The sequence below is a fragment of the Nocardia lijiangensis NBRC 108240 genome (assembly GCF_001613045.1).
In the GTDB taxonomy this organism is placed as follows: Bacteria; Actinomycetota; Actinomycetes; order Mycobacteriales; family Mycobacteriaceae; genus Nocardia; species Nocardia lijiangensis.
This window is the reverse complement of sequence record NZ_BDBP01000046.1, coordinates 60,013-76,513: the sequence shown is the minus strand read 5'-3', so window position 1 is coordinate 76,513 and position 16,501 is coordinate 60,013. Positions and strand designations below refer to the sequence as shown.

15 protein-coding genes and 1 pseudogene are annotated in these 16,501 nt (G+C 69.2%); 12 read left to right on the top strand and 4 right to left on the bottom strand.

Annotated features, from left to right (window positions below):
- Positions 1 to 150, bottom strand: a pseudogene (locus tag NL1_RS39600) (nucleotidyltransferase family protein); the annotation flags it as partial.
- Between the two features lie 201 nt (positions 151 to 351).
- Between NL1_RS39600 and uraD the strand changes: the two are divergent.
- The 4 genes from uraD to NL1_RS18375 all read left to right on the top strand — a co-directional run bounded on the left by uraD (position 352) and on the right by NL1_RS18375 (position 3,571).
- Positions 352 to 855, top strand: a complete 504-nt coding sequence (uraD, locus tag NL1_RS18390) for a 2-oxo-4-hydroxy-4-carboxy-5-ureidoimidazoline decarboxylase (protein WP_067840964.1) — start codon at positions 352 to 354, stop codon at positions 853 to 855.
- Between the two features lie 132 nt (positions 856 to 987).
- On the top strand, positions 988 to 1,305 hold the full coding sequence (gene uraH, locus NL1_RS18385) for a hydroxyisourate hydrolase (RefSeq protein WP_067840962.1): 318 nt from the start codon (positions 988 to 990) through the stop codon (positions 1,303 to 1,305).
- Between the two features lie 2 nt (positions 1,306 to 1,307).
- Positions 1,308 to 2,213, top strand: coding sequence for a factor-independent urate hydroxylase (gene pucL, locus NL1_RS18380; RefSeq protein ID WP_067840960.1), 906 nt, complete (start codon positions 1,308 to 1,310; stop codon positions 2,211 to 2,213).
- Complete coding sequence (locus NL1_RS18375; RefSeq protein ID WP_084510724.1) at positions 2,201 to 3,571, top strand: 8-oxoguanine deaminase; 1,371 nt, start codon at positions 2,201 to 2,203, stop codon at positions 3,569 to 3,571. The genes pucL and NL1_RS18375 overlap by 13 nt, the downstream gene beginning before the upstream one ends.
- Before the next feature lie 113 nt (positions 3,572 to 3,684).
- Here the strand turns inward: NL1_RS18375 and NL1_RS18370 are convergent, their stop codons facing one another.
- Entirely contained in the window at positions 3,685 to 4,062 is a 378-nt protein-coding gene (locus NL1_RS18370; RefSeq protein WP_067840957.1) for a hypothetical protein, read from the bottom strand.
- A gap of 207 nt (positions 4,063 to 4,269) precedes the next feature.
- A complete protein-coding gene (locus NL1_RS18365; RefSeq protein WP_067840955.1) occupies positions 4,270 to 6,894 on the bottom strand; it encodes a tetratricopeptide repeat protein in 2,625 nt (874 codons plus the stop codon).
- A 270-nt stretch (positions 6,895 to 7,164) separates the two neighbouring features.
- Between NL1_RS18365 and NL1_RS18360 the strand changes: the two genes are divergently transcribed.
- From NL1_RS18360 to NL1_RS37700, 8 genes are all read left to right on the top strand, one after another.
- Positions 7,165 to 8,022: an FAD binding domain-containing protein gene (locus tag NL1_RS18360; RefSeq protein ID WP_067840949.1), complete on the top strand. Its 858-nt coding sequence runs from the start codon at positions 7,165 to 7,167 to the stop codon at positions 8,020 to 8,022.
- Complete coding sequence (locus NL1_RS18355) at positions 8,019 to 10,958, top strand: molybdopterin-dependent oxidoreductase (protein WP_067840948.1); 2,940 nt, start codon at positions 8,019 to 8,021, stop codon at positions 10,956 to 10,958. Before NL1_RS18360 ends, NL1_RS18355 begins: the two co-directional genes overlap by 4 nt.
- A gap of 44 nt (positions 10,959 to 11,002) precedes the next feature.
- A complete protein-coding gene (locus NL1_RS18350) occupies positions 11,003 to 12,208 on the top strand; it encodes a DUF6986 family protein (RefSeq protein ID WP_067840946.1) in 1,206 nt (401 codons plus the stop codon).
- Complete coding sequence (gene alc, locus NL1_RS18345; protein WP_067840944.1) at positions 12,205 to 13,176, top strand: allantoicase; 972 nt, start codon at positions 12,205 to 12,207, stop codon at positions 13,174 to 13,176. The genes NL1_RS18350 and alc overlap by 4 nt, the downstream gene beginning before the upstream one ends.
- 13 nt (positions 13,177 to 13,189) lie before the next feature.
- Positions 13,190 to 14,089, top strand: coding sequence for an allantoinase PuuE (puuE, locus tag NL1_RS18340; protein ID WP_067840943.1), 900 nt, complete (start codon positions 13,190 to 13,192; stop codon positions 14,087 to 14,089).
- Positions 14,090 to 14,503: 414 nt separating this feature from the next.
- A complete protein-coding gene (locus NL1_RS18335) occupies positions 14,504 to 14,824 on the top strand; it encodes an ADP-ribosylation/crystallin J1 (RefSeq protein WP_245673368.1) in 321 nt (106 codons plus the stop codon).
- Positions 14,825 to 14,930: 106 nt separating this feature from the next.
- Positions 14,931 to 15,101 (top strand): hypothetical protein, encoded by a 171-nt coding sequence (locus tag NL1_RS37705; RefSeq protein WP_156094929.1) that lies wholly within the window; start codon positions 14,931 to 14,933, stop codon positions 15,099 to 15,101.
- 7 nt (positions 15,102 to 15,108) lie between these two features.
- A complete protein-coding gene (locus NL1_RS37700) occupies positions 15,109 to 15,447 on the top strand; it encodes a hypothetical protein (protein ID WP_156094928.1) in 339 nt (112 codons plus the stop codon).
- A 50-nt stretch (positions 15,448 to 15,497) separates the two neighbouring features.
- On the opposite strand, the gene NL1_RS18330 is transcribed toward NL1_RS37700, so the two are convergent.
- A complete protein-coding gene (locus NL1_RS18330) occupies positions 15,498 to 16,019 on the bottom strand; it encodes a hypothetical protein (protein WP_067840940.1) in 522 nt (173 codons plus the stop codon).
- Between the last annotated feature and the right edge of the window lie 482 nt (positions 16,020 to 16,501).

The following is a 16,501-nucleotide window of genomic DNA, read 5'->3' as shown; positions in this document are numbered from 1 at the left end:
CAGGGCGTCCACCGCCGCGCGCAGCCAGGCGCCGCCCTCGGCCAGCGCCTTGGGGCGGCCGTAGCGGGTGCCCGCGCCCGCGGCGAGCACAATGCCCGCACAACCCGTGCGGGCGACCGGAGCGTTCCCGGCGCGATCCGATGCAGCCACGTGTCCCACGCTAGACCGCGCGCGTTGCCGGTGGGTTACCTCGAAGTGCCGGAAGATCGGCGTCCGGTGAACCGCGAGCGTCGTACTTTCGCCTCGGCCTCGGGGTGCGGACGGCGTTCGTCCCCGCGACGGCCCCGACACGCCGGAGGTGATCTGGCCCTTCCGGTGGCATGGGACCCCTGTGTATTCGATGCTGGTTCGATGACGGACGAGGCGGCCAGGATCACCGGCTTCAACGCGCTGTCGGAGGCGGCGGCCACCGAGGCTTTGCTCGCCTGTTGCGCGTCGCCCGCGTGGGCGCGCGGAGTGCTCGCCGAACGCCCGTACTCGAGCGTCGAACAACTGTTCGGCACCGCCGACAATGTGCTCGCCGCACTGCCCGAGGAGGACGTCGACCGCGCCTTGGCCGGGCATCCGCGCATCGGCGACCGGACGGACAGCGCGGCCTCGGCACGGGAGCAGTCCGGGGTGGCGGACGCGACCGACGCGGTGCGCACGGCGCTCGCCGAGGGCAACCGCGCCTACGAGCGGCGCTTCGGCCACCTCTATCTGGTCTGCGCGACGGGTCGATCCGGCGCGGAACTGCTCGACCTGCTCACCACCCGGCTGCACAACGACCCGGCGACCGAAAGGGCTGTGATGCGAACCGAATTGGCGAAGATCAATCGAATCAGGTTGCGGCGGTTGCTCGGGGAGCTCGCATGAGCATGTGCCAGCGCGCCGTGCGCATGCCGGGGCCGGGCGGCAGTGAGGCGGCGGCATGAGTGAACGCAGTGAGCGAATCGTGTGCCAGCGCGCCGTGCGCATGCCGGAGCCGAGCGCCAGCGAGGCAGCGGCATGAGCACATTGAGCACGCACGTCCTCGATGCAGTCCGCGGCGCACCCGCCGCCGAGATGGCGGTCACCCTGTTCGCGGGCGACGCGATCGTCGGTGCGGGCGCGACCGATGCCGACGGCCGGATCGGCGGCCTCGGCGCCGAACTCGCGCCGGGCGTCTACCGGATCGTCTTCGACACCGGCACCTACTTCGGGCGGCAGCGCCTCGAGACGTTCTACCCGGAGGTTTCCATCGCGTTCGTGGTCGGCCGGGAACGGCACTACCACGTCCCGCTGCTGCTCTCGCCGTACGCCTTCTCCACCTACCGAGGGAGCTGATCATGACCCTGTCCGGCCCGATCGTGCTGTCCGACAACCGATACGGCAAGGCGGAGAACCGGATCGTCCGGATCTACCGCGACGGCCCTCGCCACGAGATTCGCGACGTGAACGTCTCCACGGTACTGCGCGGGGATTTCGCCGACGCCTACACCGCGGGCGACCAGTCCAAGGTGCTGCCCACCGACAGCCAGAAGCAGACCGCCTACGCCTACGCGAAGAAGCCCGGCCTGCAGCCCGTCGAGGACTACGCGCTGGCGCTCGCCCGGCATTTCGTCGACGACGTGGAACCGGTCGCCAGTGCCGGTGTCGAGGTGGAGGAGTATGCCTGGCAACGAGTTTCGGTGGACGGCGCGGAGCACGACTTCACCTGGACCCGGCAGGGGCCCGAGGTGCGCACGGCGCGGGTGACGGTCGCGGGCAAGGGAGATGCCCAGCGCGCCTGGGTGATCGGCGGCGTGCGGGACCTCGTCATCCTGAAGTCGACCGATTCGGAGTTCGCGGACTTCCTCACCGACGAGTTCACCGTGCTGGAGCCGACCCGCGACCGGATGCTGGCCACCTCGCTGGTCGCGCAGTGGCGCTTCGCGGGCACCGAGGGCGTGGACTGGGACGCGTGCTACGCGGGCATTCGCGCTCAGCTGGTCGCGGTCTTCGCGACCCACCATTCGAAAGCCTTGCAGCAGACGCTGTTCGAGATGGGCAAGGCGGTGCTCGAGTCGTTCCCGGTGCTCGCCGAGATCCGCTTGGCCGCGCCCAACAAGCATCACTTCGACTACGACCTCGCCAGATTCGGCATCGAGAACCGCGGCGAGGTGTACTACGCGGCCGACCGGCCGTACGGACTCATCCATGCCACGGTGGCGCGCGCGGACGCACCGGACGCGGGGCAGGCGTGGGAGCAGTGAGCCAGGTGCCGACGCTGGTGATCGACGGCTGCGCGGTGGCGACTGTCGACGCGGCGGGCACCGAGTATCGGCGCGGCCACGTGGTGGTGCACGGCAACCGGATCGGCGCGGTGGGCCCGGGCGACGCGCCCGCGCTGGACGTGCCGCGCATCGACGGGCGCGGCTGCCTGCTCACCCCGGGGCTGGTCAACACCCACCACCACCTCTATCAGTGGATCACCAGGGGGCTCGCCGCCGACGCGAGCCTGTTCGACTGGCTGACCGCGCTGTATCCGATCTGGGCGGGGATCGACGAGGAGGCGGTGCGGATCGCCGCGACCGGCGCGCTGGCCGCCCTCGCACGCACCGGCTGCACCACGACCTCCGACCACCACTATCTGTTCCCGCGCGAGGGCGGCGACCTGCTCGGCGCGGAGATCGCCGCGGCCGCGACGGTCGGGTTGCGCTTCCATCCCTGTCGCGGCGCGATGGACCTCGGAGCGAGTGCGGGCGGTCTGCCGCCCGACTCCGTGGTGGAGTCGCTGGACGACGTCCTCACCGCGAGCGCCGACGCGATCGCCCGCTGGCACGACCCATCCTTCGACGCCATGGTCCGGATCGCGCTCGCGCCCTGTTCGCCGTTCTCGGTGACGGCGGACTTGTTGCGCGAATCCGCCGCGCTGGCCAGGGCCGAGGGGGTGCGGCTGCACACGCACCTCGCCGAGACCCTGGAAGAACAGGACTACTGCCTCTCCACCTACGGCTGCACGCCCGCGCGGTACCTGGAGCGGCTCGGCTGGATCGGCCCGGACGTCTGGTACGCCCACGCCGTCCACCTCGACGACATCGCGATCGCCGCCATCGCGGGCGCGGGCGCGGGTATCGCGCACTGCCCGACCTCCAACGGACGCCTCGGCGCAGGCATCGCCCGCATCCCCGACCTGCTCGCCGCGGGCGTGGCGGTGGGGCTCGGCGTCGACGGCGCCGCGAGCAACGAAGCAAGCTCGCTGATCGAGGAACCCCGCAACGCCCTGCTCTACGCCCGCGCCACGCACGGCCCGCGCGCGATGACCGTGCGCACCGCACTGGAGCTGGCCACCATGGGCGGTGCGCGGGTACTCGGCCGCGCCGCCGAGATCGGGTCCATCGAACCGGGAAAGCTGGCCGACCTCGCGCTCTGGCGGCTCGACACCCCCGCCCACGCAGGAATCGACGACCCCGTCACCGCACTGATCCTCGGCTCACCGCCCCCGCTGGCCGCGCTGATCGTGAACGGCCGCGAGGTGGTGCGCGACGGGGAGGTGCGCACGGTGGACGAGGAATCGGTGGGTCGCCAGGTGGCGAGAGCACAAGCGGTGCTGGTTGCCACCGCGCGGTGACGCGCCGATTGTCAGAGCGCGGTGACGCGCTGAGTCGTCAGAGCGCGGTGACGCTGCGTTGTCCCAGTGCGGTGGCGCGCTGCATCGTCCCGGCGCGGTGACGCGCTGCGTTGTCAGACCGCGAACACTGTCGTCCCCTCTTCGACAGCGTTCGCGGTGTCTTCGCGCGCCGAGGGACCGGGGCGCTCCTCGGCGTGCGGTCCGGCGCGCAGCGCCAGCAGGCACATCACGTCGTGCAGGGTCAGGCCGAGCTCGGCGGCGTGCAGCGCGGCGATCTCGGTGTCGAACGGCGGGGTGTCCGAATCCCATTCCAGCAGGAGATATTCCGCGAGCACGAGTCCGGTGAAGGCTTGCGCGCGGGTGAGTCTTCGGTGGGTCGGCAGGTAGGACAGCACCCATCGTCCGTGGCCCGCTTCCGGCAGGTCGACGCGGAACGCGACCTCCTGCGCCACATCGCTCGTGATCAACCATTCGGAGGCCGTAACAGCCATCGCAACAACCCCTTTCGTCCAGTGCGGCGCTCGCCGCTCTCGGGCGGTGATTTCAGGGTGACAGCTGCGGTCCTCGGTTCGCGATCCCACGGTCCGCGCCGATTTCTTCGTCGCTCGCGTGGGCGCTACCTGCCGAAACGGCGGAAACTCCGGGAAAACTTCACAATCGGCGGTGCGAGTCTGCCGCCGGGCAAGTTCGGTGCGCCGTCAGGAACAGGTGAATCGGCCGATGTCGGCGCGCGTTCGATCGCTCAGCTGGACGCCCAGCTGCTCGTACAAGGTTAGAGCGGCACAGAGATTCTCGCGCGCGTCCGCCTCGCGACCCATGTCGGCGAAGACATTTCCGAGGCTTTGCAGTGCGTCGGCCTCGCCGTGCGTGTCCCTGATTCGCTGCGCGAGTTCGCGCGATTTCGCGTAATAGTCGCGCGCGGCGGCGTATTCGCCGTAGCGGCGCTCGATATGGCCGAGTCCGCGCAGCGTGTCGACCTGGCACAGGAAATCGTCGATGTCGGCGGCGATGTGATACGCGTCGACGAAATTGCGGCGCGCGGCCGCGAAATCGCCGGACTTGCGCGCGATATTGCCCAGGCCCCACAGCGACCCGCTTTCACCGGTGCGGTCGCCGATCCGGCGCGCGATGCGCAACGCCTCCTGATAGTGCCGCTGCGCCGCGGCGTGCGCACCGGTCATCCGTTCGATGTGGCCCTGGCCACGCAGCGCGTCGCCGCGCAGCTTCGCGTTCGCGGTGCGTTGCGCGATGTCGGCGGCGTCGGAGTAGTTCTGCCTGGCCTTCTCGAAATCTCCGGTGCGGCGGATCACTTCGGCGTAGCCGCAGAGCGTGGCCGCGAGGCGGTCCGGGTCCCCGAGTTCGCGCGCGATCGCCAAGGCCCGCTCGAAATGCTCACGCGCGGTGCGATATCCACCGGCCATCCGCTCCACGTGACCGAGGCCGTTCAGCGCGTCGCATTCGATGTCGGGATCCGCGATGGCGCTGGCCATTTCGAGTGCGCGCAGGTAGAGCCAGTGTGAGTCCGACCAGAGTCCCTCGCCGAACAGATCGGCCCCGAGCAAGGTGGCGAGTTCGGCGGCCGCGAGCGTGGGTCCGGTGGCCGCGATGCAGCCGAGCAGCATCTCCCGTTCCCTGGTCAGCCAGGCCACCGCCTGTTCGACCTCGCTGGCTCGCGTCTCGACGGCGGGATACTTGGCGCCCCGCACCGAGACGGCCGTGCGCTGCGGTCCGGCACGGCGCGCCACCGTGACTCCCGCGCCGATCAGGCGTTCCAGGGTCACCGCGTGCTCGCCGGGCGCGGCGTCGCGTTCGGCGTGCAGCCGCGCGAGCAGCCGGGTCAGATCGTGCATCCGATAGCGCGAGCCGCCGGGACCGCCCTCGGCCGGATCGAGAAAGCCCGCTTCGAACATCTGGCGGATCAGCGTCTTGGCTTCGCCGAGCGTCGTTTTCGCCATGGTGGCCAGCGATTCGGCGGTGATCTCCGGGCCGGGGAACCACCCGAGCATCCGCACCGCCCGCCGCTGTCCGGGTGTCTGCAATCGCTGGTAGGAGGTCTCGAACGCGGCGCGCAGGGACTCGTCCTCGGCGGCGAACCGGTCGAGGATGTAGGCGGCCACCGATTCGCCGAAGGCGTGCTCGCCCGGCGCGCCCCTGAGTTCCTCGGCCCGGGTCGCGAACTCGGCGGCGCTCTCGGCGAGCAGATCGACACCGTGGTGCGCGATCTGGCCGCCGATCAGCCGGATCGCCAGCGGCAGCCGCCCCGAGGTCTCCAGGATCTGGCGCACCGCGCCGCGGTCGTACCCGGACGGCAGATTGCCCAGCTTGACCAGCAATTCCTCGGCTTCGCGCCAGCCCATCACGTCCAAGTGCAGCGGCGCGGCCTCGGCGAGGCCGGTGAGTTTGCCGCGGCTGGTGATCAGCACCAGACACCCGGGGGCCTGCGGCAGCAGCAATCGGACGTGTGCGGTGTCGAGCACGTTGTCGAAGACGATGAGCATGCGTCGCTGCCGCATCGCGGTGCGCCACTGCGCGGCCCGGCCGGTCAGATCGTCGACGATGTGCTCACGCGGCACCTCGACCTGGAGTAGCAGTTGTTCCAGCACGTCGGTGGGCAGGCGCGGCTCCCGCCCGACGGTGTGGCCGTGCAGGTCGGCCCAGATGGTGCCGTCCGGATAGTGCTTGGCGAAGGCCGCCACCGCGTACCGCGCGAGCGCGGACTTGCCGATTCCGGTCAGCCCGTCGATGACATGCACGGCGGGCCCTTCCCCGCTCAGATGCCGGTGCACCCGGTCGTGCAGCTCCTCTTTGGGCAGCACGCGACCCGTGAAATGCGGAACCTCGGGAGGCAGGCCGGTGCTCACCGGCGTGCGGCTGCGGTCGTCGGAGCGCCGGGCGATCGCCTCCTGGAATTCGAGGCGCTCGGCGGCGGGCATGAGTTCCAGGTCGGCGAGATCGACCAGCTGTTCCCAGCTGGTTCCGTAGATGGTCGACAGGATCTTCAGCACCCGGATGGTCGGCCGGGCCACCGAGGACCCCGCCGTCGGCCATGCCTCGTACTCCGAGATCCGGCTGGCCCGCATGGTGGCCTGCGGGTTGTCGGTGATCTGGTTGTACAGCTCGGCGACCGAGTTCTGGGTCAGCTCGTTGGCCAGCCGCCAGGCCTGGCGCGGACGGCACCCGCGCTGCCGCAGCTCCCCGGCCAGCGGTTCCAGCAGTTGGTGTTCGGCCAGTCCGAGACCGGTCAGAAAGGCACGGATCCGGCGGCGCTCGGCGATGCCGTACGTGCCCCCTGGCTGCTGTTCCGGTCGGACGGCTCGGTCCACCGAGCACCTCCCCGCTGCTGTAGGTGTCCTCCGGGCCGGGGCCTGGGTGCACACCGCCGGTCCGGACAACTCCTTGGTAGCAGCGGCTTTTTGACGAGGTCAAGTACTGCGCTGCCGGTCGCGCGGCGATCTGTCCGCCGCGCGTGCCTTCGCCGGGACCGCGGAGGACGATCGAGGTAACGGGCGCGCAATCAGGGGCGGGTGTCGCGCAACACCGCGGCAACCAGCGCGTCCTAGGGTGGCGGCAGGCGCTGTGAAGCGAGGTGAGACGTGGACCTGGACACGATCCGGGAGGTGACGGTGGCTCGGGGGCGGGACGACCTGGCCGGTCTCGGCGGGTCGACCGGGGTGCTGGCCGGAGGCACCTTTCTGTTCTCGGAGCCGCAGCCGAACCTGGAGCGGCTCATCGATATCACCGCGCTGGGCTGGCCCGCCTGCACGGCCACCGCCGAGGGCTTGGAGATCGCGGCGACCTGCACCTTGGCGCAGTTCGCCGACGCCGGTCCCGGACGCGAGCTCGGTGGTGGCGATCGATGGCCGCAGTGGCCGGGGACCGCGCTGTTCGCGCAGGCCTGCCGGGCGCTGGTGGCGTCGCACAAGATCTGGCACAGCGCGACGGTCGGCGGGAACATATGTCTCGCGCTGCCCGCCGGTGCTGTGCTCGCCGCGCTGGTCGCGCTCGACGGCGTCGCGCTGGTGTGGACGGCCGAGGGCGGCGAGCGCCGGATTCCACTGCGGGAGTTCGTGATCGGTCCCGGACTCACGGTGCTGCGCCAGGGTGAGGTGCTGCGCTCGATCACCCTTCCAGAGCGGGCGTTGCTCGCGCGCACCGCGTTTCGGAAGATCGCGCTCGCGCCGCTCGGACGCTCCGGCGCGCTGGTGATGGGGCGCCGCGAGCCCGGCGGACGGTGCGTGCTGACGATCACGGCGGCGACCACCCGCCCGGTGGTGCTGGACTTTCCCGCCGTGCCGCAGGAGCGGGCGGTGGCGGCGGCGCTGGCCGGGATCGATCCGGCACTGTGGTTCGACGATCCGCACGGTGCGCCGGACTGGCGCAGGCACGTCACGGGGCTGCTGGCCGCCGAGGCGGCCGCGGAGCTACGCACCGAACCCGGTGGGCAGCTATGAAATTCGAGATCGACGGCCGCATCGTCGACGCCGAACCGCGCCCAGGCCAGTGTCTGCGCACACTGCTGCGCGAGCACGGGTGCTTCGCCGTGAAGAAGGGCTGCGACGCGGGCGACTGCGGCGCGTGCTCGGTGCGGCTGGACGGAACGACGGTGCACTCGTGCCTGATCCCGGCCTACCGCGCGGCCGATCGGTCGATCACGACGGCCGCCGGGCTCGGCGAGCCGGATCGGCTGCACCCGGTGCAGCAGCGAATCCTCGAGGAGGCGGGGTTCCAGTGCGGGTTCTGCACCGCGGGCATGGTGGTCACGGCCGCGGGATTGGGGTGTGGAACCGAAGCGGGGCCGGATCCGGCCGACCTTCCAGAACTGTTGAAGGGAAACCTGTGCCGCTGCACGGGGTATCGGCCGATTCGAGCTGCCCTGACAGCGGGCAGCCCAGCCACGACGACGGTACCGGTTGTGCCTGAACAGCCGGGCGGTGGAGGCGTGCAGGTGGGGCCGGTTGTGCCCGAAGAGCCGGGTGGTGGAGGCGTGCAGGTGGGGCCGGTTGTGCCCGAAGAGCCGGGTGGTGGAGGTATGCCGGTGGGATCGGTTGTGCCCGAACAGCTGAGCGGTGGCATACGCACACCGATGGGGACCACGGTGCTGGAGCAGCTTCCAGCGGGAGGGCGCGCGGGTGCACCGGCGGGACCTCGGATCGTCACGGGTACAGAACCTTTCACTCTCGACGTGCTCCCCGCCGCCGACGACCCCGTAGCTCCGTCGACCGCGCCCCTGCACATCGTGGTGCTGCCGAGCCCGCACCCGCACGCGCGCATCCTCTCCATCGATACCGCCGCCGCCGAAGCGATTCCGGGCGTGCGCGCAGTGCTGACCTACGCCGATGCTCCCGCGGTGCCGTTCTCCACGGGCAGGCACGAGTTGCGCACCGACGACCCGGACGACACGTTCGTGCTCGATCGCACCGTGCGCTTCGTCGGGCAACGGGTGGCCGCAGTGGTCGCGGACAGCGTGGACATCGCCGCGGCGGGCTGTCGCGCCCTGCGCGTCTCCTACGAGCCGTTGCCCGCCGTATTCGATCCGGCCGAGGCGATGGCCGAGGACGCGCCGAAACTGCATGCCGACAAACCCGATTCGGCACGCATCGCCGACCCTCGCCGCAACCTGGCCGCCGAAGTGCACGGCGGTGTGGGGGATATGGAGGCAGGTCTGGTCGCCGCCGCGCACGTGGTGCGTGGGACGTGGCATTCCCCACGCGCGCAGCACGTGCACCTCGAAACGCACGGCGGCATCGGATGGCTGGACGCCGAAGGCAGGCTCGTCGTCCGGTGCAGCACGCAGGTGCCGTTCCTGGTCCGCGACGAGCTGTGCCACGTGTTCGGGCTGGCGCGCGAGCGGGTGCGGGTCTTCGCCGCCAGGGTCGGCGGCGGTTTCGGCGCCAAACAGGAAATGCTGGTCGAGGACCTCATCGCGCTCGCGGTGCTGCGCACGGGACGTCCGGTGCAGTACGAATACACCCGCTCCGCGGAGTTCACCGCGGCCACCAGCAGGCACCCGATGCGGGTCGCCGTCACCGCGGGCGCGGATGCGGACGGCGTGCTCACCGCCCTGGCCATCGACGTGCTCTCCGACACCGGCGCCTACGGCAATCACAGCGGGGGCGTGATGTATCACGGGGTGAGCGAATCGATCGAGGTGTACCGGTGCGCGAACAAGCGCGTGGACGCCAGGGCGGTCTACACCAACAACGTCCCCTCCGGCGCGTTCCGCGGCTACGGTCTCGGCCAGATCATCTTCGCCATCGAATCGGCGCTCGACGAACTGGCCCGCGCGCTCGGCATCGACCCGTTCGATTTCCGCAGGCGCAATGTGGTCGTGCCCGGTGACGCGTTCGCCGGGGCCGGGCTGGAGGCCGGAGATCTGGTATTCGGCAGCTACGGACTCGACCAGTGCCTCGACCTCGCGCAGCGAGCCCTGTTGCGCGGCAACGGGACAGCCGCGCCCGGTCCGGGATGGTCGGTGGGCGAGGGCATGGCATTGGCGATGATCGCGACCATACCGCCGCGCGGCCACCGTTCCTCGGCCGTCGCTCTGCTCCGCTCCGGCGGCCGCTACGAAATTCGGGTGGGCACAGTGGAATTCGGTAGCGGAACGACGACCGTTCACGCGCAGCTCGCCGCGACGGCTTTGTGCACCGATGCGGGGCGCATCGTGATCAGGCAGTCCGACACCGACCTCGTCGGCTACGACACCGGCGCGTTCGGATCGACCGGCATCGTGGTCGCGGGCAAGGCCGCCTATGCCGCCGCGCTCGTGCTGAAGGATCTGATGCTGGCGAGGGCTGCCGAACTCACCGGCACGCCGCTGTGCGACTGCGTCCTCGGCCCGGAGGGGGTGCGGTGTGGCGATCGGCTGATCGGCACGGAGGAACTCGCCGCCGCGGGCGAGCTGACGGCGCACGGCGAGCACTCCGGGATTCCGCGCTCGGTCAGCTTCAACGTCCAGGCCTTCCGCGTCGCCGTCGAGCGGGCGACCGGCCGGGTTCGCATCCTGCACTCGGTCCAGGCCGCCGACGCGGGCGCGGTGCTCAACCCGGTGCAGTGCCGCGGCCAGGTGGAGGGCGGGGCGGCCCAGGCCATCGGCACCGCGCTCTACGAGGACATGCGCTCCGAACACGGCGTGGTGACGACCCGGACATTGCGGCATTACCACATTCCGCAGCTCGCCGATCTACCCTCGACCGAGGTCTACTTCGCCGACACCGCCGACGAACTCGGACCGCTCGGTGCGAAATCGATGAGCGAGTCACCGTACAACCCGGTCGCCCCGGCATTGGCCAACGCCATCCGCGACGCCGTGGGGGTGCGTATGCATCGACTGCCGATGACGGCCGACCGGGTTTGGCGCGCCATGCAGGAGGGAGAGGAACGGTGACAGCGACACGGCTGCCGGAGAACGTCCGGGCCAGGATCGAGGCCATGCTCGAGGCTGTCGACGCCGATCTGCGGGCGCGCTACCCGGGGTCGGGGGACAGGACGCAGCCGATTCACACCGTTTACGTGCCCGCCGACCGGGCGAGCGCCGACACACCGGCGCACTGGGGCGCGGCGGCCGTAGAGCTGCTGGACGCCCACCACGAACCGCTCGCCGAACTCGACACCGCGGCGGCCCTGCCCGCGGTGCGGGAACGGCTGCTGCGCGAGCCGATCCAGGATCTCCGGATCGATTTCGAGGACGGCTACGGCTTCCGTTCAGACCAAGAGGAGGACGCGGCCGCCGTCGCGGCGGGAAAGATCCTGGCGGGCTGGGCCGGTGGCGCCGACGCCCCCGCCGGCTTCGGCATCCGGACCAAGGGACTGTCGGGGACCGAACGCCGCAGAGCCCTGCGCACTCTCGAACTCGTGCTGGACTCCGCGGGTGGCGTACCCGAGCGCTTCGTCTTCACCGTGCCGAAGATTCGTGCCGCCGAACAGGTTTCGGCGCTCGTCGCGCTGTGCGAGGGGCTGGAACGTGGATCCGGGCTCGCCGAGGGGACGCTGCGCTTCGAGTTGCAGATCGAAAGCCCGCAGGCGATCGTCGGCTCCGACGGCAGTGCGCCGGTCGCCAAGATGATCAAGGCATCCGGACGACGCTGCGCCGGACTGCATTTCGGCACCTACGACTACACCGCCGCGTGCGGGGTGGCCGCCACCGACCAGGCGCTGGACCATCCCGCGGCCGATCACGCCAAGGCCGTCATGCAGGCGGCCGCCGCGCAGACCGGAGTCTGGGTGTGCGACGGCTCCACCCAGATCACGCCGGACGCCGAACCGGAAAACGCCCTGCGCGAGCATTATCGGCTCGTCACCCGCGCCCTGCGCCGCGGCTACTACCAGGGCTGGGACATGTACCCGGGGCATCTGATCACCCGGTGGTTGGCGACCTACGCGTTCTTCCGCGGCGCGATGGACGTCGCGGTGCCACGGCTGCGCGCCTACCTCGAACGGCGCGACGGGGCCTCGGGAGTGGTGGACGAACCGGCCACCGCCGAGGCGCTGGCCGCCACCGTGCTGCGCGGGCTGCGCTGCGGCGCGCGCAGCGACGAGGAATTGGCCGCGGCGGCACCGGAATTGACCCGAGAGGTGTTGCGGGCGCTGGTAGCCAGGCAGCCGATCACCGACCTCGGGGTGCGGAAGAAGCGATGAACGAAGCCGACGGACACTTCACGTTGCTGCCCGATCTGGCGGTCCGCCCGCTCGGCGGCGCGGTGATCTGGGCCGACGACGAGTTCTTCGCGGAGAAGGAGAATTTGATCGCTCCGGGCATCCCCGAGCATCGGCCGTCCACCTTCGGGCACAAGGGCCAGATCTACGACGGGTGGGAGACCCGCAGGCATCGCGGCCGCCCCGGCGACGACGCGGCCATCGTGCGGCTCGGTGTGCCGGGTGTGATCCGCGGCGTCGTGGTGGACACCGCGTGGTTTCGCGGCAACTATCCGCCCGCGGTCTCGGTGGCGGCGCTCGAAGTCGAGGGTTATCCACCTGCGGAAACCATTGCGGTCCGGTCGGATTGGGTGACCTTGATCGACCGTGCGCCGGTCGCCGGAGACACTCGCAATCCCTTCCCCGTGGACAGCGAACAGCGGTGGACCCACGTGCGGCTCACGATGCATCCGGACGGCGGCGTGGCGCGGCTGCGCGTGCACGGCGAGGGACGGCCCGATCCCGCGCTGTCCGGCCTCGGCCCGCTCGACCTGGCGGCGCTGGAGAACGGCGCGCTGGTGCTGGACTGCTCCAACCGCTTCTACAGCTCACCCAACCAGCTGCTCTACCCGGGCTCGGCGCGGTGCATGGGCGACGGGTGGGAGACCGCGCGCCGCCGCGACGACGGAAACGACTGGGTACGTATCCGTCTGGCGGGACCGGGTCTGATCCGGCTCGCCGAGATCGATACCTCCTACTTCCTCGGCAACAGCCCCGGTGCGGCACGGCTCACGGGCCGCACCAACGACGGCACCGAGGTTGAACTGCTGCCGCGCACCGACCTGCTGCCCGACACCAGGCATCGGTTCCCGATCACGCCGATAGCGGCCTCGGTCGAGGAGGTGCGCCTCGACATCTATCCCGACGGCGGCCTGGCGCGGCTGCGGTTGTACGGGGAGCTGGGTGCATGAGAAGGCTAGGTGCATGAGGGATTTCGTCGGGTACGGGCCGAACCCGCCGGATCCGCGCTGGCCCGACGGGGCGCGCATCGCGGTGCAATTCGTGCTCAACTACGAGGAGGGCGGGGAGAACAATGTGCTCGACGGCGACCCGCATTCGGAGACCTTCCTCTCGGAAATAACTCCGGCCGAGGCATTTCCGAACCGGCACATGAGCATGGAATCGCTCTATGAATACGGTTCCCGCGCCGGACTGTGGCGGGTGCTACGGGTTTTCGAGCGCCGCGGCCTGCCGCTGACGATCTTCGCGGTGGCCAGGGCGATGCAGCGGAATCCGGAGGCGGTGGCGGCGTTCACCGAACTCGGCCACGAGATCGCCTGCCACGGCCTGCGCTGGAAGTCCTACCAGCTCACCGACATCGAGACCGAGCGCACCCATCTCTCAGAGGCGGTGCGCATCCACACCGAGCTCACCGGCGCTCCGCCGCTCGGCTGGTACACCGGCCGCGATTCGCCCAACACACGCGAATTGGTCGTCGAGCACGGCGGTTTCGTCTACGACTCCGATTCCTACGCCGACGACCTGCCGTACTGGGTCACCGTGCGCGGCCGCGACCATCTGGTGGTGCCCTACACACTGGACACCAACGACATGCGCTTCGCCTCACCCGCAGGCTTCCCCAGCGGCGAACAGTTCTTCACCCACCTGCGCGACGCCTTCGACGTGCTGTATCGCGAAGGGGCGGAAGGGAGCCCGAAAATGCTCTCCATCGGCCTGCACTGCCGGTTGGCCGGCCGCCCCGCCCGCACCGCCGCCCTCGAACGCTTCCTCGACCACATCCAATCCAACGACCGCGTGTGGATAACTCGCCGCATCGACATCGCCGAGCACTGGCGGGCAGTGCATCCGCACAAATCCACATGATCGAGCGCTGCCATCTCGCTCGGGCGACGATGCGCCCAACTTGTAGCCTCGACGTGTGAAACTCGGAATGCTCTCTTGCATAAGTGCTCTCACCGTCGCCGCGCTGTCCGCGGTGGCTCCCGCCGCTTCTCGCCCCGGGCAGCCACTGCCCGGGGCGGAGTAGCACGGTGGTGTCTTCACAGCTCGCTGGCAACATCAATGAGAGGTTTGCAATTCGCTTACTACCTCACTGTGCCGTGATTGATCCCTTTGCCGGGTGGGGAGGAGTTGCCGACCGCGGCTGCCTTCTTAACACCTTGGCATCCAACAACTATCAGCTCCAGATGGGTCAGTTCAGCAGCGTTCGATGAGTGGATTGGAATAAAGATGTCGACTACGACGCTGTGGCGTCCGACTGGACCCGAGGAGTTGCGATTGGTCGCGGAGTCGGGGTGGCGTGAGTGGCCTCCTCGGCTGCCGGATCAGCCGATTTTTTACCCGGTGTTGACCGAAGAGTACGCGGTGATGATCGCGCGCGACTGGAATGTTCCGGCCTCGGGGTCGGGGTTCGTGACGAGATTTTCGGTCGAGTCCGCGTTCCTGGGGCGGTACGAGGTGCGACAAGTCGGTGGGCGGGAGATTCTCGAATATTGGGTCCCGGCAGAGGATCTCGAGGAGTTCAATCGACACATAGTCGGTGAGATCGAGGTGGTGCAGCGGTTTCCGGCTGATGCTCGGGTCCCGGGACGAGGGTGAATTCGAGGTCGGCTGGCGGGCATGCCGGTTACTCGAGGTGATGTGGTCGGCGGCCGATGGTCAGGTGTAAGTGTACGTGGGGTCGTTGTTTTCGCGGTGGTCTTGGATGATCACCATGCTCGACAGTGCGGCATTCGGGTCGGTCGATATCGCCAGCGCGCACCCGCTCACCACTGCCGCCCGCACGGCAGTGGATCTGGCCGGTAGCGGCTGGGTCGAAATCGTCAAGGAGCTTGGTAGTGAGGGTTACGGTCCTGCAAGATGTCGCACCAGGTGACTAAACCATGGTTCGGGCTGAATCAGGAGAATGGTGCGCTATCTGGCGCGGGAAAGGCGCCGCGAAGCATGGTCAACAATTCGACGTAGAGATAGACGTCGACGACATCGAATCCTGGTCTCTTATCGATCCGGGGAAACGTCGGGACAATGGATTATTCGCTGATGGCGGCAAAACGTCACTATGTGGGCAGGTGACTCTTGTCTACGATGACGGACTGTTCGTACTCGATCTGGGTGGGGGATCGACCCTCGTCGACCCCGACGAAGTTATCTCTGAAGTCTTGGTCGGTCAGCAGCTGTGCATAACATCGAATGCGGTATCGATCTTCCCAGTCGATTTCTGAGGCAAAGGTGCAATCGGCCGATTCGATACTCGAAGGGGTCACGCGTCCGTTCACTCGCGTCCGGGTAGCGCGGGCATCGTCTCCAGCCTGAGTTCCGTGCGCACCGCGCTCACGAACCCGTACTGCGCGGTCCAGAGCTGGTTGAGCAGTTCGGGAGGCACTTCGGTCGCGTCGAGGTTGGCGCGGGAGGCGGCTATTTGGCGGGCGATTGTCACCACCTTCAGGCAGGCGTCGGAGGTTGCCTGGGTTGTGCACACCACCCGGGTGGCGACCCAGGCCGAGTCGAGCCGCACCTTGTGCTGCATGCCCTCTTCGTCGAACAGAGGCGTCAGTTCGTTGGGGACGCGCGGATGCGGGATCGCAACGACTTTCACCCGTTCGCTCAGCACGAAGGCCACGTATTGCCGGTAGGCGGTGACGAAGTCGTTGTAGGTCGACAACCGGATGTCGAGCCAATGACGCTCGTATTCGCGAGTCCACTGGTTCTGTTGACTCCGTACCGTCAACCATCCGCCGAGGACGACACCCAGCAGTACCGCCAGCGCCGAAATTGCGTTCCCCACGATGTCCATGTGGCCCTCCTGCCCACACGACAAGGATGACGTCCGTGGTCGCCGAAGGGAAGGTCGAACTAGAACGCGCTCAGCGGTGTCCGAGGATCGCGGCCAGCAGCCCGCCGGTGTAGTCGGGTCCGAGGGGCAGCGGCTGTCTGTCGAACCACCACGCCGCGATCGCCGCGGACGAGTCCGCCGACCCCGCGCCCGAGCCGCGACGCCGAATCGGTCACGGTATGGGCGCCAAACGGCGATGGTATGGATACACGGCCTCGGTTCTCCTGGGAAGTGGGAACTCTTCGGCAACACGCTGAGCGAAGGAACGAGGAGGCCGATATGAGCGAGTTCGCCTGCGGCGACTGCTGGCGCCGCGAGAATCTGACATTCGCGCAGCGACTGGACCCGGCCTACATCCGGCGCGGGAGTGGGCACCTGTGTGATGAGCATCGGGCCAGCCGAGACGAATCGCGGGTCCCTGCACCGCTCGCGCAGCGCTCGTG

Excerpts from the sequence above, each read along its gene's own strand:
- puuE (WP_067840943.1), top strand. The coding sequence starts at position 13,190 with ATGAGGGATTTCGTCGGGTACGGGCCGAACCCGCCGGATCCGCGCTGG.
- alc (WP_067840944.1), top strand. The coding sequence starts at position 12,205 with ATGAACGAAGCCGACGGACACTTCACGTTGCTGCCCGATCTGGCGGTC.
- NL1_RS18370 (WP_067840957.1), bottom strand. The coding sequence starts at position 4,062 with ATGGCTGTTACGGCCTCCGAATGGTTGATCACGAGCGATGTGGCGCAG.
- NL1_RS37705 (WP_156094929.1), top strand. The coding sequence starts at position 14,931 with ATGATCACCATGCTCGACAGTGCGGCATTCGGGTCGGTCGATATCGCC.
- NL1_RS18350 (WP_067840946.1), top strand. The coding sequence starts at position 11,003 with ATGCTCGAGGCTGTCGACGCCGATCTGCGGGCGCGCTACCCGGGGTCG.
- NL1_RS18330 (WP_067840940.1), bottom strand. The coding sequence starts at position 16,019 with ATGGACATCGTGGGGAACGCAATTTCGGCGCTGGCGGTACTGCTGGGT.
- pucL (WP_067840960.1), top strand. The coding sequence starts at position 1,308 with ATGACCCTGTCCGGCCCGATCGTGCTGTCCGACAACCGATACGGCAAG.
- NL1_RS37700 (WP_156094928.1), top strand. The coding sequence starts at position 15,109 with ATGGTTCGGGCTGAATCAGGAGAATGGTGCGCTATCTGGCGCGGGAAA.
- NL1_RS18355 (WP_067840948.1), top strand. The coding sequence starts at position 8,019 with ATGAAATTCGAGATCGACGGCCGCATCGTCGACGCCGAACCGCGCCCA.
- uraD (WP_067840964.1), top strand. The coding sequence starts at position 352 with ATGACGGACGAGGCGGCCAGGATCACCGGCTTCAACGCGCTGTCGGAG.
- uraH (WP_067840962.1), top strand. The coding sequence starts at position 988 with ATGAGCACATTGAGCACGCACGTCCTCGATGCAGTCCGCGGCGCACCC.